General features: G+C 40.9%; 30 protein-coding genes. All 30 read left to right on the forward strand.

Annotated features, from left to right (window positions below; translation table 11 throughout):
* Position 1 precedes the first annotated feature (1 nt).
* The 30 genes from ACFO6W_RS03265 to ACFO6W_RS03410 all read left to right on the forward strand — a co-directional run bounded on the left by ACFO6W_RS03265 (position 2) and on the right by ACFO6W_RS03410 (position 19773).
* Complete coding sequence (locus ACFO6W_RS03265; RefSeq protein ID WP_379993904.1) at positions 2-415, forward strand: hypothetical protein; 414 nt, start codon at positions 2-4, stop codon at positions 413-415.
* Positions 416-489: 74 nt separating this feature from the next.
* Positions 490-735, forward strand: coding sequence for a hypothetical protein (locus tag ACFO6W_RS03270; protein ID WP_379993905.1), 246 nt, complete (start codon positions 490-492; stop codon positions 733-735).
* Between the two features lie 146 nt (positions 736-881).
* A complete protein-coding gene (locus tag ACFO6W_RS03275; protein ID WP_379993906.1) occupies positions 882-1190 on the forward strand; it encodes a hypothetical protein in 309 nt (102 codons plus the stop codon).
* A 79-nt stretch (positions 1191-1269) separates the two neighbouring features.
* Positions 1270-1842, forward strand: a complete 573-nt coding sequence (locus tag ACFO6W_RS03280) for a hypothetical protein (RefSeq protein ID WP_379993907.1) — start codon at positions 1270-1272, stop codon at positions 1840-1842.
* A complete protein-coding gene (locus ACFO6W_RS03285; RefSeq protein ID WP_379993908.1) occupies positions 1799-1963 on the forward strand; it encodes a hypothetical protein in 165 nt (54 codons plus the stop codon). Before ACFO6W_RS03280 ends, ACFO6W_RS03285 begins: the two co-directional genes overlap by 44 nt.
* A gap of 11 nt (positions 1964-1974) precedes the next feature.
* A complete protein-coding gene (locus ACFO6W_RS03290; protein WP_379993909.1) occupies positions 1975-2352 on the forward strand; it encodes a hypothetical protein in 378 nt (125 codons plus the stop codon).
* A gap of 54 nt (positions 2353-2406) precedes the next feature.
* Positions 2407-2712 (forward strand): hypothetical protein, encoded by a 306-nt coding sequence (locus ACFO6W_RS03295; protein WP_379993910.1) that lies wholly within the window; start codon positions 2407-2409, stop codon positions 2710-2712.
* Positions 2713-2778: 66 nt separating this feature from the next.
* Complete coding sequence (locus ACFO6W_RS03300; RefSeq protein WP_379993911.1) at positions 2779-3519, forward strand: hypothetical protein; 741 nt, start codon at positions 2779-2781, stop codon at positions 3517-3519.
* A gap of 91 nt (positions 3520-3610) precedes the next feature.
* Positions 3611-4285: a hypothetical protein gene (locus ACFO6W_RS03305; RefSeq protein ID WP_379993913.1), complete on the forward strand. Its 675-nt coding sequence runs from the start codon at positions 3611-3613 to the stop codon at positions 4283-4285.
* A complete protein-coding gene (locus ACFO6W_RS03310) occupies positions 4272-4874 on the forward strand; it encodes a hypothetical protein (protein ID WP_379993914.1) in 603 nt (200 codons plus the stop codon). The genes ACFO6W_RS03305 and ACFO6W_RS03310 overlap by 14 nt, the downstream gene beginning before the upstream one ends.
* 36 nt (positions 4875-4910) lie before the next feature.
* The gene (locus tag ACFO6W_RS03315; protein ID WP_379993915.1) at positions 4911-5189 is read left to right on the forward strand and encodes a hypothetical protein; all 279 of its coding nucleotides are present in this window, start codon (positions 4911-4913) and stop codon (positions 5187-5189) included.
* 3 nt (positions 5190-5192) lie between these two features.
* Positions 5193-5867 carry a hypothetical protein gene (locus ACFO6W_RS03320; protein ID WP_379993916.1) on the forward strand — a complete coding sequence of 225 codons (675 nt, stop codon included), beginning with the start codon at positions 5193-5195 and terminating at the stop codon, positions 5865-5867.
* A gap of 12 nt (positions 5868-5879) precedes the next feature.
* Positions 5880-6677: a GP88 family protein gene (locus ACFO6W_RS03325; protein WP_379993917.1), complete on the forward strand. Its 798-nt coding sequence runs from the start codon at positions 5880-5882 to the stop codon at positions 6675-6677.
* Between the two features lie 18 nt (positions 6678-6695).
* Complete coding sequence (locus tag ACFO6W_RS03330) at positions 6696-7004, forward strand: hypothetical protein (protein WP_379993919.1); 309 nt, start codon at positions 6696-6698, stop codon at positions 7002-7004.
* A gap of 14 nt (positions 7005-7018) precedes the next feature.
* Complete coding sequence (locus ACFO6W_RS03335) at positions 7019-7408, forward strand: hypothetical protein (RefSeq protein WP_379993921.1); 390 nt, start codon at positions 7019-7021, stop codon at positions 7406-7408.
* A gap of 17 nt (positions 7409-7425) precedes the next feature.
* Entirely contained in the window at positions 7426-7707 is a 282-nt protein-coding gene (locus ACFO6W_RS03340) for a hypothetical protein (RefSeq protein ID WP_379993923.1), read from the forward strand.
* Between the two features lie 2 nt (positions 7708-7709).
* The gene (locus tag ACFO6W_RS03345) at positions 7710-7859 is read left to right on the forward strand and encodes a hypothetical protein (protein WP_379993924.1); all 150 of its coding nucleotides are present in this window, start codon (positions 7710-7712) and stop codon (positions 7857-7859) included.
* Positions 7860-7870: 11 nt separating this feature from the next.
* Positions 7871-8749, forward strand: coding sequence for a hypothetical protein (locus ACFO6W_RS03350; protein ID WP_379993926.1), 879 nt, complete (start codon positions 7871-7873; stop codon positions 8747-8749).
* 45 nt (positions 8750-8794) lie between these two features.
* Positions 8795-9091, forward strand: coding sequence for a hypothetical protein (locus ACFO6W_RS03355; RefSeq protein WP_379993927.1), 297 nt, complete (start codon positions 8795-8797; stop codon positions 9089-9091).
* A 67-nt stretch (positions 9092-9158) separates the two neighbouring features.
* Positions 9159-9755, forward strand: a complete 597-nt coding sequence (locus tag ACFO6W_RS03360) for a tyrosine-type recombinase/integrase (RefSeq protein WP_379993929.1) — start codon at positions 9159-9161, stop codon at positions 9753-9755.
* A gap of 136 nt (positions 9756-9891) precedes the next feature.
* A complete protein-coding gene (locus ACFO6W_RS03365) occupies positions 9892-10509 on the forward strand; it encodes a hypothetical protein (RefSeq protein WP_379993930.1) in 618 nt (205 codons plus the stop codon).
* Between the two features lie 5 nt (positions 10510-10514).
* Positions 10515-11165: an N-6 DNA methylase gene (locus ACFO6W_RS03370; RefSeq protein WP_379993931.1), complete on the forward strand. Its 651-nt coding sequence runs from the start codon at positions 10515-10517 to the stop codon at positions 11163-11165.
* A gap of 65 nt (positions 11166-11230) precedes the next feature.
* Positions 11231-13648: a DEAD/DEAH box helicase family protein gene (locus ACFO6W_RS03375; RefSeq protein WP_379993932.1), complete on the forward strand. Its 2418-nt coding sequence runs from the start codon at positions 11231-11233 to the stop codon at positions 13646-13648.
* 23 nt (positions 13649-13671) lie between these two features.
* Positions 13672-15441 (forward strand): hypothetical protein, encoded by a 1770-nt coding sequence (locus tag ACFO6W_RS03380; protein ID WP_379993934.1) that lies wholly within the window; start codon positions 13672-13674, stop codon positions 15439-15441.
* Between the two features lie 99 nt (positions 15442-15540).
* A complete protein-coding gene (locus tag ACFO6W_RS03385) occupies positions 15541-15915 on the forward strand; it encodes a hypothetical protein (RefSeq protein ID WP_379993935.1) in 375 nt (124 codons plus the stop codon).
* An 11-nt stretch (positions 15916-15926) separates the two neighbouring features.
* Complete coding sequence (locus tag ACFO6W_RS03390) at positions 15927-16502, forward strand: hypothetical protein (RefSeq protein WP_379993936.1); 576 nt, start codon at positions 15927-15929, stop codon at positions 16500-16502.
* Between the two features lie 31 nt (positions 16503-16533).
* Positions 16534-17283, forward strand: coding sequence for a hypothetical protein (locus ACFO6W_RS03395; protein ID WP_379993937.1), 750 nt, complete (start codon positions 16534-16536; stop codon positions 17281-17283).
* Positions 17284-17739: 456 nt separating this feature from the next.
* The gene (locus tag ACFO6W_RS03400; RefSeq protein ID WP_379993938.1) at positions 17740-18570 is read left to right on the forward strand and encodes a class I SAM-dependent methyltransferase; all 831 of its coding nucleotides are present in this window, start codon (positions 17740-17742) and stop codon (positions 18568-18570) included.
* 87 nt (positions 18571-18657) lie between these two features.
* On the forward strand, positions 18658-19254 hold the full coding sequence (locus ACFO6W_RS03405) for an NAD(P)H-dependent oxidoreductase (protein WP_379993939.1): 597 nt from the start codon (positions 18658-18660) through the stop codon (positions 19252-19254).
* A gap of 15 nt (positions 19255-19269) precedes the next feature.
* Positions 19270-19773 carry a GNAT family N-acetyltransferase gene (locus tag ACFO6W_RS03410; protein ID WP_379993941.1) on the forward strand — a complete coding sequence of 168 codons (504 nt, stop codon included), beginning with the start codon at positions 19270-19272 and terminating at the stop codon, positions 19771-19773.
* The last annotated feature ends 13 nt before the right edge of the window (positions 19774-19786 follow it).

Consider the following 19786-nt stretch of genomic DNA (forward strand, 5'->3'; position numbering starts at 1 on the left):
AATGGAAAATATTCTCAATCCCTCACTGGAATGTACTGATCCCGACCAGCTACAGTTCTGCCTCCGTATTTCTGATAATGAGTTCTGGTATTGCGAGCCTAACTGGTACAACGATAAGCTGATGCCTGATGCCGCTACCCCGGAACGCAGGCTGCTACTGAAATATATGGGTGATCCGAAGAAGCTGCTCGAAGATGCCCAAACGGATAATGAGCTGAAGGCATTGCTGGCCAACCGGCAGTTATGGCTGCATGGTGGCAGTGAAACGGATGATTTTACCAAAGAGGAAAAACTTGAACTCTTAGACAGCTACGGCTATACTTGGGATTCATTTACAGACGATGCTGAACGTAACCAGATTATCTGCGAAATTTATTTTGAGCAAAACCCGGTGGAATTCAGGTACGATATATAAAACGAATGGCTTATGTAACCGGATGATTGCCGGCATATATTTTTTAACCCGCTTAAACGAATTCGGAAATAATAATGAATAATAAAATTATAACGCATGGCGAGGCCCATGCAATACAAATCCTGGTTGCAAGGGATTTAGATTTGAAGATCGGAATGGTTGACTTAGCAGAAAAGTATTTAAAGGAGAAAGATATGCAGCCTGTTTTAATCGGATCCTTTGCCAAGGAGGCGGCTAAGGCTGTCGGAATGATACAAGCTAAAGGATTGACAGATGAAGCGCAAAAGCTTGCAGGAAAGTATGTTGATCTATGTAAATAATAAATCTTGATCTTAACATGGGCAGACAGGCTTTTTATTTGTAACCCAGCAGCTACTTAACAAGTAACTGTTTTTTTTATTCCATCCGGTAAACATTCCCAATTCATTTTACTTAGTCTTAACCGGTAGTAATTAATAACCAGCATATGAAAATATATCCTCCTATAACCTATACCCCGTTAGTCCGGGTTGAAATCAAAGACCTGAAAACAAAAGAAATACGCTCGGTCAGCTTTTGCCAGGCCACACTCGATGAAGTTGTCGGCCATGTGGATAGAACGCTTAAAACCGGGATTGTCGGGATTAAAGCCAGGGTAAACATAAGGGCCAGTGACGAAGAAAAGCGCTGGGGAAAACAGAAGAACGCAACTGTATATATTAATAACCTGGACGATGCCCTCGCTCAAATCACAGATGGCATCGAAACTCTGGATTGGAAGGCAGTTAAAGGATAAAATAAAAGAGAACGAACAGTTTTTCCGGCAACACCTCTTATTGTCAATAAACAGAATATAAACTAAAAGACAAACCGTTATGATAAACCTGAATAAATTACCTCAAAATGTAGCCCTTTTCATGCCCTTGCATCAACAGGCAATCGTAAAAGACCCTGAATGTTGCGATGAACATAAAAGCACTATCGACATGCTCGATAAGGAAATCGAAGAGATACCCAAAGAATCCCAATCATTCACCGGTGAGCAAATCGCGGAGAGAGGCTCTTATTATGATTGCCTGGTCGTTTACGCTCACTTTTTCTATGCCGGCTGCGACTGGTTTATCCTCAACTGGGACAGGGAAAACGAAATCGTGTATTGCTATGCTATACTCAATGGTGATACGCAGATGAGCGAATTGGGCACGACATATCTCTCCGATCTCACAGGGCATGGCAGAATTGAGCTGGATTTTTACTGGAGCCAATGTTCTCTGGCTCAAGCCCTATATGACAAGTACCCGGAAGATTTTGCCGAACCCCATATCTCCAAACAAATACCAAAGAAAAAGAAAGACTGGAGAGCGAAAATTGTATTGAAATATCAACTAAATAACAAAAGAAAACATGGCAAAAGAACCACAAAAAGGCGATACCGCAACTCTAAATGACCCCTATCAGGGCTACCGGAATATCGAATTGATAAGGCAGGTCGGGAACAAATGGCTTGTCCGCATCTACGGGAGCGGCAAAGAAATAGAAGTATATGAGGACGAATTCGACCTCGATTAAAATGGTCAATTATGAGTAAATTAATAAAAGACCCTGAGTTTTCACCTCTGCCAAAAACTGATGCCGCGAATGTTATTGAAAACATTCGTCACTGGATAGATACAGATAATAAGAACAGCCTTCGCCGTTACTGTCGTCCCGATGATTCAGAGATTGGCTACCGGTTTGTACGGGATGAAGATTTCCTCGAAACCATAGAAATGGAGCAGACAATACTCAGGCGAAAAGTCAGAATTGTTTTTACCCGCTATGCTGAAACAAGGGATCATTTCTGCCCCTTATACTTTACCACCAGGAAAATAACGGTTGAAGTACACTACAAGGACAATGTTCATACCTATAAGAACGACAACAGGCTCCGGCAATTCCTAAAATCTTCGGATAAGTGAATAAAGAAAAAATGCCCATAGAAACAAGGCAAAAACACTTAAATAAATAGCCGGATGAAAATATATAAGAAAGAAAATGTCAATGGCAGGGAAATCCATTGTATAATGCACTGGGATTATGATATGCGTTCCATTCAGGTCGATGACCGGATGCTTATGTTTATACAGGCCGGCGGACTGGGTAATTGCTTCATCCATCCCGGTTGGCTGGAAATGATAAAAGGTATTGAAGCGCAATTCCTTTCCTTCCTCAACCATGAACCCTATTCCATGGAAGTTCCATCGGTTGACGATATTATTCCCTATATCAGTAAGCTTGTCGAGGCTGAAAAGTTAGAGTATAGTTCCTCCGGGTATTAACCAATTGCAATAAGTTAGAAAATCAAAGTAGTAACTGACCATCACACTCCGCCGACCAATGTAATTATGAGCAAGACCATGACATTCCAGCAAATCTATGATTTCTGTCTTTTAGACGCAGCCTACAATGCTTACTTCAATATCCCTGACCAGTTCAAGTGTAAATCCCGCAATCAATACAGATATTACTATAATAATCTGAGTAGTCGGGGACAAAGCAGAGCCGGAACATATATCTATAGTCAATCCATGAGGCAGTTAGAACGTTTTCTCAATAAACAGCAACAAGATTTTTATTTTCATATCAACGAGGAAACCTTTGAAGAAGTTGATTATCAAAAATTTGAAGGAAAGACCATTTATATAGTTGCACATATCAGAGGGAATGGAGTACAAATCGAGTACAACCACCCATACAAATGCAGCTACGAACAAGATAGAATCTGGTTTATTCCACGCTCTCACAACCGATTCGATAAACAAGGACTGATAAAGGAAGTGCAAAACCACATCAATACGAAGCTACTTTTTCCACCCGGAAGATACCGTGAGTTGCAAGAAGAATACCGCATCCCTAAAGAAAAGTTTGTAGACTGGTATCGCCACGAATATAAATGGTCGCAGGAGAGAAAGCACGAGCAGGAACACTGGGATATGATCGAAAAGTACACTCCCGACAATTCCGTATCATTCGAGGACAGCCTCGATCTGCTCCGGGCTTCAGGTATGTTCTATGATTTTGGCATTGATGACGAATATGAACAGGAAGAGATGGCCGACCAGTTCATGCGAATGTGTAACCGCTAAAATTATATATTTCCTAATGTCCAGTGGACGGAAAGAATATCTAATTATATAATTATTGATAAACAAGCAGAAGGTTAATAACTAAAACATTATGCAACAAATAGCAGAAACAGCAGAAATATTAAATAATGTCCATCCGGCAGCGGAATATCTTTTGAATAAAGACAACCCGCCATCGCTACGAATCAGGTACGGTAACGAGAACAGGACATTATTCAGGTCAAAATGCGGCAGGATCGGCATTATGGCAAAGGGAAAGAAAACGAAAGGTTATTATTTCTCTGACTGGGATAAAGTAAACAAGGTATATTTCCCAAAACCTCCAAAAGAAAAGCCACCCGGAGAAATCGAAAGGAGGCATGTCCTTAAATGCAAAAAAGAAGCTGCCAAAGCCACCTTTACAAACCCTTTTATCCGTAAATGCCTCGGAGCTGATGAAAATAAGTCCGCATATGATAACGGGATAAGCGGCGGCAGTATCAATTCCGGTAAGATCATTTCTTTAAGCTCTATCGCGAAACAACATCCGTGGGAAGCGAAAAAGTTCCGTGAAGCGCTTGCCAACAAGGCTGAATACAGGACATCCCGGATTCCATTCCGTGGTTATGAGATGACACTCAGCCTTGAATTGACCAATGAAGGGGATACTTATAACTTGCCGGGGGATATCCGGGGATATCTATCGCTCGAATACAAGGACACTCTGAATGGCTATTACTACTTGCTTATTAATGATGAAAATTTCATAGGATATGAAAAAGACTAAAAAAATAACAGATGAATTCTGGGATTTTATTGAAAAGTACCTTCCCGGATACTATAAGCGTGACGATATACTACGGCATGCAGACTTAAAGCTCTTTATAGATGGGCACGAATCAACTGTAACAGGACTGACGGTGGAAGAAGCCGCCGTTGAATTATCCGTTCTATCGCTGAAAATCACTAATGAAGCCATAGACGCCTACACAAAAGGCCTGGGAGTTGAGTGCGAACGCTGTAATTCCGGGAAAGGTAATTATTGTACTCACTGTGGCAAGTTATTGCCGCCTCAAAATCAGAAGCTTGAAGAGCTGCGTACTAAATACATTAAGGAAATAAAGGAGATTATAGACCAATATGGTAAGTTCTCGACCGCAAGTATTATGGCGGATTCCTCTCCTATAGTCAAAGATGATAGTTATACAACACAACTGGCCGAACAGTTCGGAGCCGATAAAGTAACCCTTATTACTTATTCAAAAGAGACAGACCAGGAAATGGGTGAAGAAGATGTACCATACGAAAAACTAAGTATGAAAGTGTTGGCCAAGATCCATTCACTTGCTATCGAATGGAAAGAAGATAACGAATAATTAACCACCCCGGACGCGACAATAAACTCAAATGACATGGATAGAAAAACATTCCCCGGATTTTCCCAAATGACAACATCTGAGGTATCTGTCTTTGCTAAAACGCTAATGAATGACGGCTATACCCTCGAAGAAGCGCTGGAGTTCATGGAAGGCATCGACCGCTGTCTGGTTATTCAGGCAAGCGCCTCTCTAATTAACCGTTTTGCAGGCAAAGCCAGATGGAACCGCAAAACCGCGAAACAGGTACTCTTCGATACAGCCATGCAGATTCCTATTCCCGAAAGATTCCTGAATAATAACGAAAATGAATAAAAGATGCGATTTATAGATACACTCGAAAAACTACGGCTATACCTCTCCGCTAAAGAAAAACTGGACATAAAGGAAAAAGCTTTACTTGGCCAGATACGGGAAGACCTCAATTATTTCCCCACGGGTACTATCCACCGGGATAGCCTGCTTGAATACGGATACGACGCACACCTGGCCGGTGATGATGTACTGGCTACACTGGCTAAGAAAATGGGAGAAGACTCGTGGGAACAACTCAGTTCAGTACAGATACCCATTATTGGTGACGCCTGTAAAGTTTCTATTTCAACATGTCCGTTATGTGCAGGCTGTGGTGCATTTGAAAATGGTAACTGGATATGCGAAGAGTCCGAATGCAGGCGTGAATGGTCCTGTATGAAATACGTCTGGATTAAGTACAGCGAAGAAACCGCATTCCTGTTTGGTTGTGATATTGGTTTTATATCCAATACCTCACGAAGCAGCAACGCATCCCTCTTCTTGCCTGTTGACCTGTTCAGGATGCACTTTGCAAAATCTCCTGATAAAGAGAATATCTATCAAATATTCAAAATTGAAGATACGGACGATATCAGTCAACTAAAAGAACAGGGATACACTGTCGAAAAGGTCACGGATACCAAAGGCCTGGAACGATTCGGACCAAAAGCCTATTGGATGTCAGTGTTTCCAAAATAATAATACAACAACATGAAGAAAATAATTTCCAACCAAATAAAAAGGCAATTAGGCATTAGCTATCTGGGTTCTTGCTCAACCTCTCCAAAACTTATCAAAAGTTTGAATCGTAATGTAATGACCTATGGCCTCTATCTGGCGCCGTACAATATCAGCGGTTATAATGTATGCCCCGAATCGTTTAATTGCAGTAAATATTGCCTGCATGGATCAGGCAGGAGTAAAATAGAATTTCTGGCCAGGAAAGAGGCCGGAACGATCCAAAACGCCCGCATCAAAAAGACAAGGCTCTTTTTCGAGGACAGGCCGGCATTTATGAGCTTGCTGGTACATGAGATCAGCCAGGCAACCAAAAAGGCAAAAGAAGCAGGTATGCAATTAGCTGTCCGCTTAAACTGCGCCTCAGACCTTAGCCCGGAGGAATTCACCCTCGACGGTAAAAATATCCTGCAGATCTTTCCCAACCTGCAATTCTACGATTATTCCAAGATTCCCGGACATATGCAATTGGTAAAAAAATACGCCAACTATGACCTGACTTTTTCCTACTCCGGTGAAAATTGGAATGATTGTGAAGCCTTTCTCAAACAAGGGTACCGCATGGCCGTGGTATTTGAAAGCGGACTGCCTGCCACATTCAAAGGGTATCCTGTTATCAATGCCAATGATGATGACATACGGTTTCTGGATAATGGCGGTATCATCTGCGGGCTTACATATAAAAAAGTGGCTAATGATTATGTCGATGGTAAATACCAGCGTCCTGACACGACCTTCATTACCCGCAAACAAGAAGGTTTATGCGCTTAATATTAACAAATAATGATAATGAAGAAAGGACGAAAATCAGAGGATGTTAACCCGGAGCTTATTGCCCGGTCGGATGACCTGATGCAAAAAGAAATCAAAAAGTGCAAATACTATTTCAGGAGCAAAGACCCGCGCAAGAAAAATATTCTGCAGCAGCGTATTAATATTGTAAAGGAAAGGAACAAAGGGTTGACAGCGTTCATTGATAAAGACTACTCCTGTAAGACATGCGGGAGTAAAGACGGAAGAAGCCATCCTGATACAAGCTATTGTTTCTGTTGTGATACTGATAACTGGAATCCGGTTCACGAAGATGTGGAAAGATAAATTATAAAGTAATCATGGAAGAACTTGAATTTAAAGCTATGAGGTATACCGGAGATAAAGCAAGGGAAGTATTAAGCTATCTTTTAACAGAGGTTCCATATAAGCCGGACCAGGATTGGCATATCAACCAAGAAGGGCAAAGGGAATATCATTCCCTCGAATATTACCTGGAGTATGGTTATCCTAAAAAACCGCGTTGGGAATTGGCAGACGGAGACTATGCAGTCAATAAATACGGTCTTTGTGACGGCCATTATAAGGACGGCAATGTATTCATTGCATTTGACAATAACTCAGGCAATTGCAATATTGAAGAGTTCGAATTCGAAGAGGATGCCGTTAAATGGCTGAATCATGAATATGAAGATCCTTCAGACTTTAAGGGAAAAACATCCACCTGTTAAATTATAATACATTCATTATGGCACAATGGACAAAAACAAACGACTACTACAACCGTGAAGTAGTCAAGGAAGACGTGTGGAGCAGGAAATGCCGCAGGGGTAAAATATATGTAATAGACAGGAAAAATTTTACCTACACTTTCAGTTGCGGTGCGGATAGTGATTATTCTTTCACAGGATGTTTTTTCGGTTGTTCAAAAATTACAACCGTCGAACAGGCCATGAATGTGGTTGATCAAATCGCAACTCTCTGGTTAAATGACAAAAGTTACAAACGCCTTATAGAAAAACACAACTAATTATGTGGAGAATTATAGATAATGCCGGGACACTTTATTCCGGTAAAGAAGATGATATTAAAATAATCTACGACCAGATTAGAAATGGAAAGATAAAACAAAAGTGGAAAGAAGATCTTCTCCTGGTCGAAGTACACGGTATTATCAGATAAAATTTCAGATAATGACTGATATAAAAATCATTTACCTCTATGCTTATAGTGGCGACCTTGTGCATTGTAACCAATGCGAAGTAAATATGTTGGTACCAACAGGGGCGGATAAATGTCCGCATTGCTATTTCGAAGGGGCTTTACAATGGATAAACGAAAGCCGGAAAGAAACAACAGTCGATGAATTGGATATCAATCCGGAATATGCGACTATAACAAAACCGGACCCTGAAACAACTGAATATCTCTCTGACGAAGTACTGAAAGATGAATTTGATATGGAACCCAATCCCAAACATAAATATAAAACAATGAATAAGCTACATAACAAACACCCCGAAAAACGACCAACCGGGCAATGTACCGTTCTGGAGTTAGCTAAGCGCCTGTTAGATTTGAATATTGGCGAGGAACTGAACTTTTCTGAAAATCAGGACGGCTCAGATTACTGGGGAGCAAAGTATATGGAAGTTTTCGAACAGCAGGTTATCCTGTTCGGATATTATGGCGGTCCAAGTCTTCAGTTATACGAAATAGAAAAAGATGTACTTGCCGATATGGTCAGGCATCTCGGTTACCACCTCAATAAAAAAGAGGAAGACACAATATTCACCTTCGATGTTATCAAACCGCAAAATGAAGAGGCTTACAAAGAAAACATAGTCTCAAGTTACTTTTTTTATATGTGGAATGCATGGTGCAAAGAAGAATGCGAAAAGATATTTAGTTGGGAATCACCTCATTTCTGGGAGAAATGGTGCAAGTTTGCAAAAGACACAGCTTGTGGTGCGGCAGAGAAATACTACGCAGACCTGAGTGATGGTTATAGAATAATGCTTGTGAAACGAGCCTGTGAAATATATGATGGTAATAGTCGAAAAAAACAGTAACTTCTCCGATGAAATAAAAATATTCAACAAAATACATTCAGAAAAATGAATAACGAAGAACAACCACTGCATATTAAGGAAGAGGAAGGAGATACGATTGAAATATGGCTTACAAAAGAAAAAACTCCGGCAGCCTATGAACGTAAGAAATATGAGTTAATCCATAAATCCGGCATGACAGAACAGGAAGCGGAAGAACACATAGCCCATATACCTATTGTCCTTGAAGTTTTCTATTCTGTCGACCAGGGATTATTCGGAGTGAAATCCGAAGCCATAGCCTCCTGTAAAATCTATAATCCTTATTCCGGCGAAGAAATTCCCAATGATAACCTGATATAAATCAGATTGTATTTTAAAACAGCCAAAGCAGATACTAAAGGTCTGCTTTTTTTATTTAATAAAGCCTATGTCACGTAAAGGATCAATAACAACAGCAGAGCCTCTCAGCTTTGAGGATTTCAACAGGTTAATCAACGCATTAGAGATGGAAAAAGAATACAGGTGGCAGCTATTCTGTATTGTGTCATTCTACTTTGCCCTTCGGATAACGGATGTCCGTAACCTGCGCTGGTCTGAGATATTGAACAAGAATGAAGTAATCCTGACGGAGCACAAAACCAGGAAGAAATGCAAGCCGAGGAGAATCCCCGTAAAACAGGATGTAAGGGACATGATTGCAGGAATCTATCAAAACATGGACAGCCCGGATATAAACCAGCTGTTACTGTATAACCCTAAAAACAGGGCAGCCTATTCCATTGCCCATATCAATGAATCGATGCGGAAATTCAGGGATAAGTACAGAATCCCCATCAGGAATTTCTCCAGCCACAGCTTCCGCAAAACATTCGGACGCTATGTCTACGAGATAAATAACCGATCTGCGGAATCGCTTATACTGCTCAACGCCATATTCCGTCATTCCAGCCTGGAAATCACAAAAGTGTATATCGGACTGCGGCAGGATGAAATAAACAGTGTATATGAATCGATAAAGTTCTAATAACCGGAAAAAATATGATTATTACCGTATCAGCAATTTTGTTGGTACGGTTTCTCTTTTTATGCCACTACAAACTTCAACCGGGATTACTCCCTAGTCTTTAATACTATTCAAAACCAATTAAATAAAAATAAACATGAGCCTCTTAATAGGAATGAAAAGCGAAAGCGGGAATATCCGCTATATATCCGTATCAACGGAATACAAACATAAGTTCGATAAAATTGTCGCAACACTCAGAAACTTCTACAAATCACCCGGAAAGGTAAATACTTTGATCGAGCTGGGCAACCTCCACTGGCTGGGCACATCACCCTATAAAAAATCGAAAGGGGAGGATGATCTGGTTAACTGTGAAGCTATTATCCGTGACAGGAAACTAAGCCCCGGAAAACACGGGACCCAGTTTGCGGATTCGGAAGAAGATTTTGTAAAGAAACTCGAACGGGACTGCCGTTCAGGCCTGAACTGTTGCTTCCTGTTCGATGATGGCCAGTGGTATATCCTTGTTGGTTCCCATAAAGAAAATATAAAGACTATCGATGCATCGGTACTGCAAAAAAGTACACGTATGGACGGACTAACTGTCTATACTTATGAGCCTGATTGCAGTTACCAGACACTATCGGAAAAGGAATTCCACACATGGGAAGAAGTCAGGGCAAGCTCCGGCAGGGATAATAAAACCTACTACATCTTCCGCGGGGAGAAATTACTGACGATCATTCATCCTGCCGTTAAAAAAGCTTCCTGAGAAATATGAAATACCCCATTATAGAAAATACCATTCCCCAAAACAAGCGGGCCGGGCTGAATGAGAAAATACTTATGTCCGTCTTACAGGGCAGGAAAGACTACACCAATGCGGAGATATACAATAATTACACCGGCATTGGCGGCCTCCATGGCCTTCACCGGGACGATTTCGATAACTACCATGAATACGCCGAAGCAAAAAGGGCCATTGAAAAAGGCCAGTTCTTCACGCCCCATGATGTTTGCCGCAAAATGGTAGAGCTGGCGGCGCCGGCAGCATCCGATACAGTGCTCGATATGTGCTGTGGAATAGGGAATTTTTACAACCACCTTCCCAATGAATATAATGCCTACGGCTTCGATATCGATGAAGATGCGGTAAAGGTGGCTAAACGCCTGTATCCGGACGCCAATATATCGGTAGACGACATGCGGTTCTATGACCCGAAGATGAAATTCGATATCATTTTAGGTAACCCGCCTTTTAACCTGACCATAGAAGACGTCCGTTCACAGCATTTTTATACACACAAAGCATACTGGCTGCTGAATCCGGGTGGGCTGATGCTGTTAGTCATGCCGTATTCATATCTCCAGAGCGCGTCAGCCGACAGGATGTATATCAATATGATGAATAGGGACTTTAGTTTGTAGGACAGGTAAAGCTCGACGCATCCACATTCAAGGCCGTAGGCGTACAGGACTATGAAACAAAGATCATGGCTTTCCTTTCCCGGTCGGAATATATGGAAATGAACCCTTATGATCCCGAAGGCTTTGTTTCAATGGATGAACTGCAAAAGCGGCTTACTTCCATTAATGAAGGGAAGAGAAGATTAAAGCTAAAGCTTCTCAGGGAACGGAATATGCTTTCCGAAGGAAGCCTCGAAAGCAGGCTGAAAAAATATAAGGAATCCAAAGACCCGAAACAGCAGGGAAAATCACTAAAGGTATCCCGGAAGGACGTTCAATTGAATACGTTATTCAAAAGCATGTCGTGCCATGAAGGAGTTAAATCCTTTGAACAGACGCTGGATAAATACCTCTATGAACTGAAGACCCATAAACATCTGGCCAGGCAGTATCCCAAAGCCGTTGCTTTCGTATCAAAATACCGCAACCAGCAATCCCCGGCAAACTGTACATCCGAACAGCGGGAAAAGTGGGAGAAATATGAGAAGATAAGCCCTGCGCAGGTACTCAACAGGCTGAGGCGCATTATAAAACGGCAGAACATAAAGCCGGAAAAGAAGCATGTACTCCGCCGAACCCAGTACGGCTATAAGCTGAAAAACCTGGCTAACCCGTTTTCGGAAAGGAATACGGACAAGTATGTTCCCCTGTATGACCTTGTCGCCAATGGAGCGGAACTCCCGGCCCCGGCAAAGATGACTCCTGAACTGCAACGGCAATACCGTATGGCAGGTAAAAATATAGCCAAGAGGAAGCGTGAATTCCTGCGGGAGAATACACAGTGGAAGGATATGCAGCGTGATCCTGTGTTGGATGCCTATATCGACAGCCTTACATTTACCGGGATGAAGCAAAGCCTGTGCCGTTTCAACGAACCGCAGAAATACGATATGGGACTGCTGTACCAGAAGCGGTACTCCCTGCTGAACTGGCAGCAAGGCTCGGGGAAAACCGCGGTATTGTACCATTTCGGTAAATACCAGATGGATAACAGGCGGGTAAAGAATGTCTTCGTTGTGGCCCCGTCCATTGCCATCCATATGACATGGGCGCATTTCCTCAGGTACAACAACGAGAAGTTTACAATCGTCTCCAGACCTGAGCACTTCGATAACCTGGAAGAAGGCAAATTTGTGATACTTTCGGTTTCCATGCTCGGCAGGATCGATGACGCCTTAAGGCTTTACCTGAAAAAGAAATCACAGAAGGCCTGCCTGCTTTTCGATGAGTCCGACGAACTGACCAGCGACCAGAGCCTGCGCACAAAACGTACGTTAAAATGTTTCCGCAGGGTAAAATATAAGATGCTGGGTACCGGTACAACCACGCGCAATTATATCAGCGAGCTTTTCTCCCAGTTCCAGTTGCTGTATAACAGTTCCATGAACTTTATGTGCTATTGCCCGGTATCGTATTATGAGGACGATAAGCGGGTGATAAAGGAACGCATGAATTCCTATTATCTGAAACCATTCCCACCGAGGGGTGGAGCCACCCTGTTCAAGTCCTGCTTCAACCCGGGCAAGGCTTCTGTATTCGGTATCGAAAAACAGAACCAGGATGTATACAACAAAAGCAGCCTGTGGGAAATCATCGGTAAAGCGATCATTACCCGTAAGTTCAGGGAATTTGCCGGGGACAAATATTCCATCCATACCCAAACAGTTAGGCCTGCCGAAGGGGAGCTTGGCGTTTATGAAAAGGTTATCAAAGAATTTTTCTCCGTTGTGGATATGTATTTCAACACAACGGGAGACCAGCGGAAGGATAATTCTTTGGCAATTGTGCGCCAGATACAACTGCTGATCAAGGCCTGTTCCGTCCCCGACCTGATGCCGGGGTACTGTAGCGGCTCCCTGCCGCAAAAGGTATTGCATATCGAAAATATGGTACATAATATCCGGGATAAGGTAGCTATCGGCTGTACCTCGCTCGAAGCGCTGGAGTATTACCAGGCGCACATGTCAAAAGTATTCCCGGAAAGGCCGTTGTTCGTAATCAAAGGGGAAATCTCATTCGGAAAACGGAAGAAGCTGCTACAGGAGTTCCAGTGCACGAAGGACGGTATCCTTATCTGTATGCAGCAAAGCCTCAAGAGCTCGGTAAATATCCCGGAATGCAACGAGGTGATCCTTGAATCCCTGCAATGGAATATCCCGCGCATGGAACAGTTCTACTTCCGCTTTATCCGCTTCGACTCCGAAGGGCATACGAACGTACATTTCGTCAATTACTCCGATTCGATAGAACAGAATATCATGGCGCTGATCCTTACCAAGGAACGCCTCAATGATTTTATACAGACAGGGGAAGTGACGGAGGAATCTGCCTTATTCGATGAGTTCGGTGTTTCTACATCCGTGATCGACAGCCTGTTTACCCGTGAACAAGACAAGGAAGGCAAGTTCCACATCCGATGGGGAGAACAAAAAATAGTAGCATAATTAATCAAGATAATAAATAAACAATGAGCAGTACAGATATATATGAAGCTATAAAAAAGCTTCCAAAAGAATTGGTTACTCCTGAAATATACCGGGCGGCCATAAACGAAGCCAACATTGCATTACTGAATATCCTTCCAAAAGAGTATATGACGGACGATAACATAAACCTTATACTTGACAATGCGAAAGGTTATAGTTTCGATACTTTCAGCCTTTCATCCATCCCGGAAATTGCCCGGACTCAAAAGGTATGCGATATGTCAGTCGGCAAATCACTGGAAAACTATTTTAAGGTACCGGAAGAAAAACGTTCGGTATATATGCTGGAGCAAATAATAGGCAGTGCCCACAAACATCTGCATTACCTTCCGCTTGTCCCGGAAAAAAACTGGGATGCTCAGATTGCATTGGACGGTGTCAAATCGATTTATTCTTCCGGGAGTTCATCGTCATCATACAGCTATGGCAGAAGAGGCGGTTACTCTAATAGCAGTTCCTCTGATAAAAAAGTTCAGATGAAACTTATCCAGATATTATTGGCGTATGTACCGGACGTAATCAAAGATAAATCTTTTTATTTCAGTTTATTCAATACGAGCATGGCTGTTGAATATATTGCTTTCCTGACGCCGGATAAGTATAAGAAGAACGACTATTATGCAGAGGTGGGAAAGAAAGATATTTTGTCCGTACCTCAGGATAAGCTGAATTATGATGTATTAAAAGCGGCATTGTTGTCAGGCAATAACCGTGTCCATGATTTTTTCGATGAAAAGAAAGGGCTCCGGCAGCCTTTACTTGATGTTATGGATGACGAAATGGCCGATATTATAGTCAAAGACAGTCCGGGCAGGTTATCCGACCTGCCTCAGAAATTCTGGAAAAAGAGCCGGCTGATTTTAGCGATAAACAGCGAAAAAGATTCATACAAAACCAAATACATCTATGACAAGTTCGATGCCAGTAAGTTCGACGATGAAATTTGCCGGGCTATTGTACTGAAACAAAACTATGAGAGTCCGGAGTTCGCCCCGCAAATCTGGACACAGGATTTTATAAATTTCTGTATGGAGAATTGTAAGGACTATTATTGGTTCAGAAGGCTTCCTGTTGAACTGCAAACGCAGGAGATGGTAAATACAATACTTGGAAAATATATTTCCAAAATACAGTATGCCCGTCAGGACCTGGTTACATACGATTTGGCTGTAGAGGCATACAAGGATGTCGATACATGGAGTAAAAAACATAAACTCGAAGAATATATTCCTGCGCGGTACTTCCAGGATTTCACAATGGAAACAGGATTGCCAAAGGAATTCTTTGCAGGTAAATGTTCCTATGAGGAGGTCAGGGAGAAACACGGGAATTACACCTACTGCGAAATAGGAGAAGCATATATCGGGTTCTTTGCCGATAAAGACGGCCGTTTTGAATGCAACCGCCTGGTTATGACGCGCCGTAGCCCTATGTCAATCAAGCCGTCAATCGTCTTTAGCCGTACCGTAAGTACATTCCATAAGACATGGTTTGAGAAGCTGATCGCGGATAATGACCCGCAATTCGTTAAACCGGTTCCGGCAAAAGGATTGAAGGGCAAGCAGGTTAACCCTTATTTAGATGTAAGGCTCGTTGACACAGCGGACGGGACAAAAATATACGCACATTCGCTGATGAATGCCAATGTCCTTTATACTGCCGGTGACAATAATGAGTATGAAGCGGTTTCCCTTGATTTAATAAAAAGGAAACTGAAAAAAGAAACGGCAGAGTATGAAATAGCAAGTTGATTAATGCCATAATGACTTGACCGGGGGTTTATTTGCACTATAGCTGTAAACCCTTTCTCTTTTTTATTCCTATTACTTAATATCAAATAAGCCATAATAATGTCAGCAATAAGATTTACTGTTCTTGATAATACGAATCTGAGGATTGCCATAGATGACCATAATGATTTCCAGGATATACTATCCCGCCGGTATTGTGACGAAAGGCATTATCTGGCCGATATGATGGAAGATTCGGGATATATAGGAAACGATTGGGATTGCCTGTACAATATTGGATTAACGGAAGCCCCGGTAATCGGACAGGGAGCTATATATCCGGAAGACGGAGATAACAGCCATGACGGATACCCTGTTAATTATGAGAATTTATGGTATTTTGGAGATTATATGCTCCGGGATTACATCGAATTACTGCAGGAAGAAGGGTATGTTGATTTCACAAGACATACCCTATTTGATTACACTCACTAATAATATAAAATATGAATGAAGGATCAGACCAGTCAAGAAGAAGGATTGCCGAAATTAAGAACCTCAGGGAATTCCTGACGAAAGAAAGCGTGACCAAATGGATGATGCGCCCTTTTGAAAATAACCTGAACCCGGGTACCGCCGGAGCCATCGGAAAATGCATCGATACTTTGTTCCGTTCCATAGGCTCAAGGATATTGGATTTTGAAGGAATGTACAAAATATTCGGGGAACAACGCCAATCTATGTCCGGTAGCGAATACCTGACATTCATACATTCGTCAGAAGAGATTATCCGGGATTTCCTGAAGATCGAAGAACTGGAAAGTAAGGAGCGTTACTATAAACTGGAAACGGAATTTATACGCAAGCAAGGCTATGTGCTGAATGAAAGGTATGTTATCCGTTTTCCGGAGAATCCCGGCAGTCCGGACGAGGAATGGGTCGTCTCGGAATTCCGGACTGGCAGGGACAACAGGATAAGGCCTGTGCATGGCTTCAAAATAAAGAAGAACGGGGAACCATACGCCAGGGCGCAATATATTTATCTGGGGAGCGACGATAATTGTACATTAACAAGAATATAAAATTAATCTGACTTACAAATAAAATACCACTATGCAATACTTGAAATATAAAGAACTTGTCGATAAAAAATCCAAATTGCAGGAAGAAATAAAAGAAGCCATTATTTGTACACTTAAAGCAAATAACGGCAGGTTCAAATACATTTCGCCTGATATAGATGACGAAGACGCCGGCTTTGAAGACGGATATCCGGTTATCTCAACCCTGTGGGGCAAACATGGCACTTATAATGTGGCGATAACCGAAGTATATTTAGTTGAGCAGGAACATGGCTTGCCGGAGATTTATGTCGATGGGATAGAACAGGAGCTGGAGACAGAGCAAAAAGGCTTTATGGTTTATCCGCCGCAGTTTTCAGATATCATCCATTTCCTGATGACTTCGACTTATAACCGGATACATGATTATGCAACCCGTCTGGCGTTACATGGACTGGTAGGAAAGTATAATTTACTTCCGGATGCTTTTATCTATGAAGATGGAACCATCCTTAGCCGATATGATAGTGAGAACTATTCGCTGGTTCAAAAGTATGTTTCCGAAATCGAACGGCTGATGAAAGATTCTTCTGAAGCCATCGAAGGCGGAGACAGGGATAATGTACACTCCCGGATTATGAAAATGGCCGATGACCTTACAATCCTCAGCATGCTTGAAGAAAACATGATGGTTGAAGTAAACAATTGCTTCTACTTCAGGGAAAAATTCCAGGATAAGTTCAACGATATCAATGATGAAATAGAAGCGGATCTGAATGGATTTTTCAATTTAAAATACTAATCACATTATATCCTGTTACATATATGATAAAATCAACCATAATATTCGCTTCTCAGGCCGTTACCAATACCCTTATACGAAAAAATAATCAGTACTAAAACCTGAATGACAGGCTTCCCGATGAAGAGAGCAAGGATTCCGACAGACTGAAATTATCTATCAACGGGCAGAATATTTTCGATTGGTTCAAACAGAAATATCAGGAAGTTAGAAAATCAGCAAACCATTATACAAGATCCAACATCAAGTCTGAAATGAGTAAAAGTAAAGGTATTAAGCGATAAATATGGTTGATTCGTAGATATTTGCTAATTTTGCCCCTATGAAATCCCATTAATCTTGAAGTAGGATTTAGTTCTACTTCACATAAAGGATTTAAAAGGTCATTGAGATGAAAGCCGTACCTAACTAGTTTTTGAATATTAGAAGCTAGCAAACAAAAAATAAGTTTCAACAATGAATAAATATTCAGAAGGCGATTACAATTTAACTAAATATGTTGATGTAGGGGACGAACTACCCATTTGGTCAGCTCCATTTGGCTTAAAATTACTTGACTACATTGATTATAAACTTAATATTTCAGCTATCGATATTGGTTTTGGAACAGGTTTTCCACTTACAGAAATAGCGATGCGGCTAGGAAATAGTTCTATTGTCTATGGAATAGATCCATGGAAAGAAGCTATTAAGCGAACAAAGAAAAAATTGGAAATCTTTGGCATCAATAATGTCACAATTATTGATGGAATAGCAGAGTCAATACCACTGAAAAACAACTCTGTAGAGCTTATAACAAGTAATAATGGAACGAATAATGTGAATAACCTGGATCAGGTATTTCGTGAATGTGCCAGAATCATAAAGAAAAACGGTCAATTTGTTCAAACAATGAACTTAGACGCAAGCATGTTTGAGTTCTATGATACATTGAAAAGAACTCTCGCAGAACTAGGCTTACAAAAAGAAATAGAGTCTGTCAACCAGCACATTTCTCAAAAACGTCCTGATGTTAAGACTATAATATATAAACTACAAAAGAATGGATTTAGAATAAAAGATCTGGAATACGATCAATTTGATTATCGATTTCCAGATGGTACAACTATGTTGAATCATTATTTTATACGAATTGCATTTATGGGTTCATGGAGAAAACTTTTACCTGTTGACTCTGTCGATAGGATTTTTGATATTATTGAAGAAAAACTGAATGAACAAGCCAAATTATTGGGAAAACTTAAATTGAGTATTCCGTTTGTATTGATAAACGCAATAAAAGAATAAAGAAATTCCATTGAATTGAAAATAAACGCTTTTTATTTTTAATTGTTGTAGCAAAGGCCAATCAATCAACATGAATAGAAGTTTCAAATGAATATCTTAATAGTCTACAGCCATCCAAGCAAGGACTCATACACTTTTCAAATATTAGAGCAATTGAAAGCTTTGTTGGCAATCCAAAAATGGGATGTAAAGGTTTCCGACTTGTATGCAATGGATTTTCAAAGCAATATGACGGAAAAAGAATACCAACGGGAAAGTTTTGCAAAAATAGAGATGCCAATTCCAGACGACATAATTGCAGAACATGAGAAAATAGAAGAGGCTGATTGCATCATATTTCTTTACCCTGTTTGGTGGAGCGACTGTCCTGCAATACTGAAAGGCTGGTTCGATAGAGTCTATTCCGTTGGTTATGCATATGGCCATAAAACCTATTTTCCGAAAATGAAAATCGTAAAATATGGAATTGCAATTTGCACGGCAGGACATCCAAACGAATTCCTTCACGAGATTGGAATTTCACAAAGTATGAAAACAATTATGTTGAACGACAGGCTCGGAAAACGGTTCGAGCATAAAGAAATGCTCATTCTTGGCGGAACATTGGATATAGAACAAGTACGGGGAGATCACAAAAATAAAATAGAAGAATTAGTTCTAAGAATAAAAAGTACCTGTATTTAATAAGCGTTTTTTAGTATGGAAATGTTGAATATTGAATTTAAACGGACAAATTCCGAAAATGAAGATTTCCGAGAATTAGTAGTTGAATTGGAAAAGCATTTGACATGTGCTGACGAAAGAGCTCATTCCGAATGTAAACAATACAATAAGCTTGAATCTATAAAACACGTAGTTGTTGCATATATTGATAAGAAAGCCGTTGGCTGTGGAGCAATCAGAAAATATGATACTGATACGATTGAAGTGAAAAGAATGTTTGTATCCATCAACGCAAGAAAGCAAGGAGTTGGCTCTAAAATATTAGTGGAATTGGAAATATGGGCAAAACAATTAGGATTTCAGAAAAGTATTCTGGAGACTGGAAATATGTTACCCGAAGCCGTAAGACTATATAAAAAGAACAATTACATTCAAATTCCTAATTATGGGCAATATGAAAATATGGAAAAGAGTGTCTGTTTTTCAAAAAAACTTTATGAGGACACTATAATTTCAAATTTCAATGCTATTCAGATGTAATCCTTCTGAGGGA

The sequence above is a fragment of the Dysgonomonas termitidis genome, from assembly GCF_042654545.1.
Classification (GTDB): domain Bacteria; phylum Bacteroidota; class Bacteroidia; order Bacteroidales; family Dysgonomonadaceae; genus Dysgonomonas; species Dysgonomonas termitidis.

Bases quoted from the DNA above. Each gene is read 5' to 3' on its own strand.
- ACFO6W_RS03350 (WP_379993926.1), top strand. From the start codon at position 7,871: ATGACTGATATAAAAATCATTTACCTCTATGCTTATAGTGGCGACCTT.
- ACFO6W_RS03355 (WP_379993927.1), top strand. From the start codon at position 8,795: ATGAATAACGAAGAACAACCACTGCATATTAAGGAAGAGGAAGGAGAT.
- ACFO6W_RS03320 (WP_379993916.1), top strand. From the start codon at position 5,193: ATGCGATTTATAGATACACTCGAAAAACTACGGCTATACCTCTCCGCT.
- ACFO6W_RS03395 (WP_379993937.1), top strand. From the start codon at position 16,534: ATGCAATACTTGAAATATAAAGAACTTGTCGATAAAAAATCCAAATTG.
- ACFO6W_RS03400 (WP_379993938.1), top strand. From the start codon at position 17,740: ATGAATAAATATTCAGAAGGCGATTACAATTTAACTAAATATGTTGAT.
- ACFO6W_RS03405 (WP_379993939.1), top strand. From the start codon at position 18,658: ATGAATATCTTAATAGTCTACAGCCATCCAAGCAAGGACTCATACACT.
- ACFO6W_RS03410 (WP_379993941.1), top strand. From the start codon at position 19,270: ATGGAAATGTTGAATATTGAATTTAAACGGACAAATTCCGAAAATGAA.
- ACFO6W_RS03305 (WP_379993913.1), top strand. From the start codon at position 3,611: ATGCAACAAATAGCAGAAACAGCAGAAATATTAAATAATGTCCATCCG.
- ACFO6W_RS03375 (WP_379993932.1), top strand. From the start codon at position 11,231: ATGGCTTTCCTTTCCCGGTCGGAATATATGGAAATGAACCCTTATGAT.
- ACFO6W_RS03295 (WP_379993910.1), top strand. From the start codon at position 2,407: ATGAAAATATATAAGAAAGAAAATGTCAATGGCAGGGAAATCCATTGT.
- ACFO6W_RS03340 (WP_379993923.1), top strand. From the start codon at position 7,426: ATGGCACAATGGACAAAAACAAACGACTACTACAACCGTGAAGTAGTC.
- ACFO6W_RS03310 (WP_379993914.1), top strand. From the start codon at position 4,272: ATGAAAAAGACTAAAAAAATAACAGATGAATTCTGGGATTTTATTGAA.
- ACFO6W_RS03290 (WP_379993909.1), top strand. From the start codon at position 1,975: ATGAGTAAATTAATAAAAGACCCTGAGTTTTCACCTCTGCCAAAAACT.
- ACFO6W_RS03360 (WP_379993929.1), top strand. From the start codon at position 9,159: ATGTCACGTAAAGGATCAATAACAACAGCAGAGCCTCTCAGCTTTGAG.
- ACFO6W_RS03300 (WP_379993911.1), top strand. From the start codon at position 2,779: ATGAGCAAGACCATGACATTCCAGCAAATCTATGATTTCTGTCTTTTA.
- ACFO6W_RS03335 (WP_379993921.1), top strand. From the start codon at position 7,019: ATGGAAGAACTTGAATTTAAAGCTATGAGGTATACCGGAGATAAAGCA.
- ACFO6W_RS03265 (WP_379993904.1), top strand. From the start codon at position 2: ATGGAAAATATTCTCAATCCCTCACTGGAATGTACTGATCCCGACCAG.
- ACFO6W_RS03275 (WP_379993906.1), top strand. From the start codon at position 882: ATGAAAATATATCCTCCTATAACCTATACCCCGTTAGTCCGGGTTGAA.
- ACFO6W_RS03325 (WP_379993917.1), top strand. From the start codon at position 5,880: ATGAAGAAAATAATTTCCAACCAAATAAAAAGGCAATTAGGCATTAGC.
- ACFO6W_RS03365 (WP_379993930.1), top strand. From the start codon at position 9,892: ATGAGCCTCTTAATAGGAATGAAAAGCGAAAGCGGGAATATCCGCTAT.
- ACFO6W_RS03385 (WP_379993935.1), top strand. From the start codon at position 15,541: ATGTCAGCAATAAGATTTACTGTTCTTGATAATACGAATCTGAGGATT.
- ACFO6W_RS03280 (WP_379993907.1), top strand. From the start codon at position 1,270: ATGATAAACCTGAATAAATTACCTCAAAATGTAGCCCTTTTCATGCCC.
- ACFO6W_RS03315 (WP_379993915.1), top strand. From the start codon at position 4,911: ATGGATAGAAAAACATTCCCCGGATTTTCCCAAATGACAACATCTGAG.
- ACFO6W_RS03390 (WP_379993936.1), top strand. From the start codon at position 15,927: ATGAATGAAGGATCAGACCAGTCAAGAAGAAGGATTGCCGAAATTAAG.
- ACFO6W_RS03270 (WP_379993905.1), top strand. From the start codon at position 490: ATGAATAATAAAATTATAACGCATGGCGAGGCCCATGCAATACAAATC.
- ACFO6W_RS03330 (WP_379993919.1), top strand. From the start codon at position 6,696: ATGAAGAAAGGACGAAAATCAGAGGATGTTAACCCGGAGCTTATTGCC.
- ACFO6W_RS03370 (WP_379993931.1), top strand. From the start codon at position 10,515: ATGAAATACCCCATTATAGAAAATACCATTCCCCAAAACAAGCGGGCC.
- ACFO6W_RS03345 (WP_379993924.1), top strand. From the start codon at position 7,710: ATGTGGAGAATTATAGATAATGCCGGGACACTTTATTCCGGTAAAGAA.
- ACFO6W_RS03285 (WP_379993908.1), top strand. From the start codon at position 1,799: ATGGCAAAAGAACCACAAAAAGGCGATACCGCAACTCTAAATGACCCC.
- ACFO6W_RS03380 (WP_379993934.1), top strand. From the start codon at position 13,672: ATGAGCAGTACAGATATATATGAAGCTATAAAAAAGCTTCCAAAAGAA.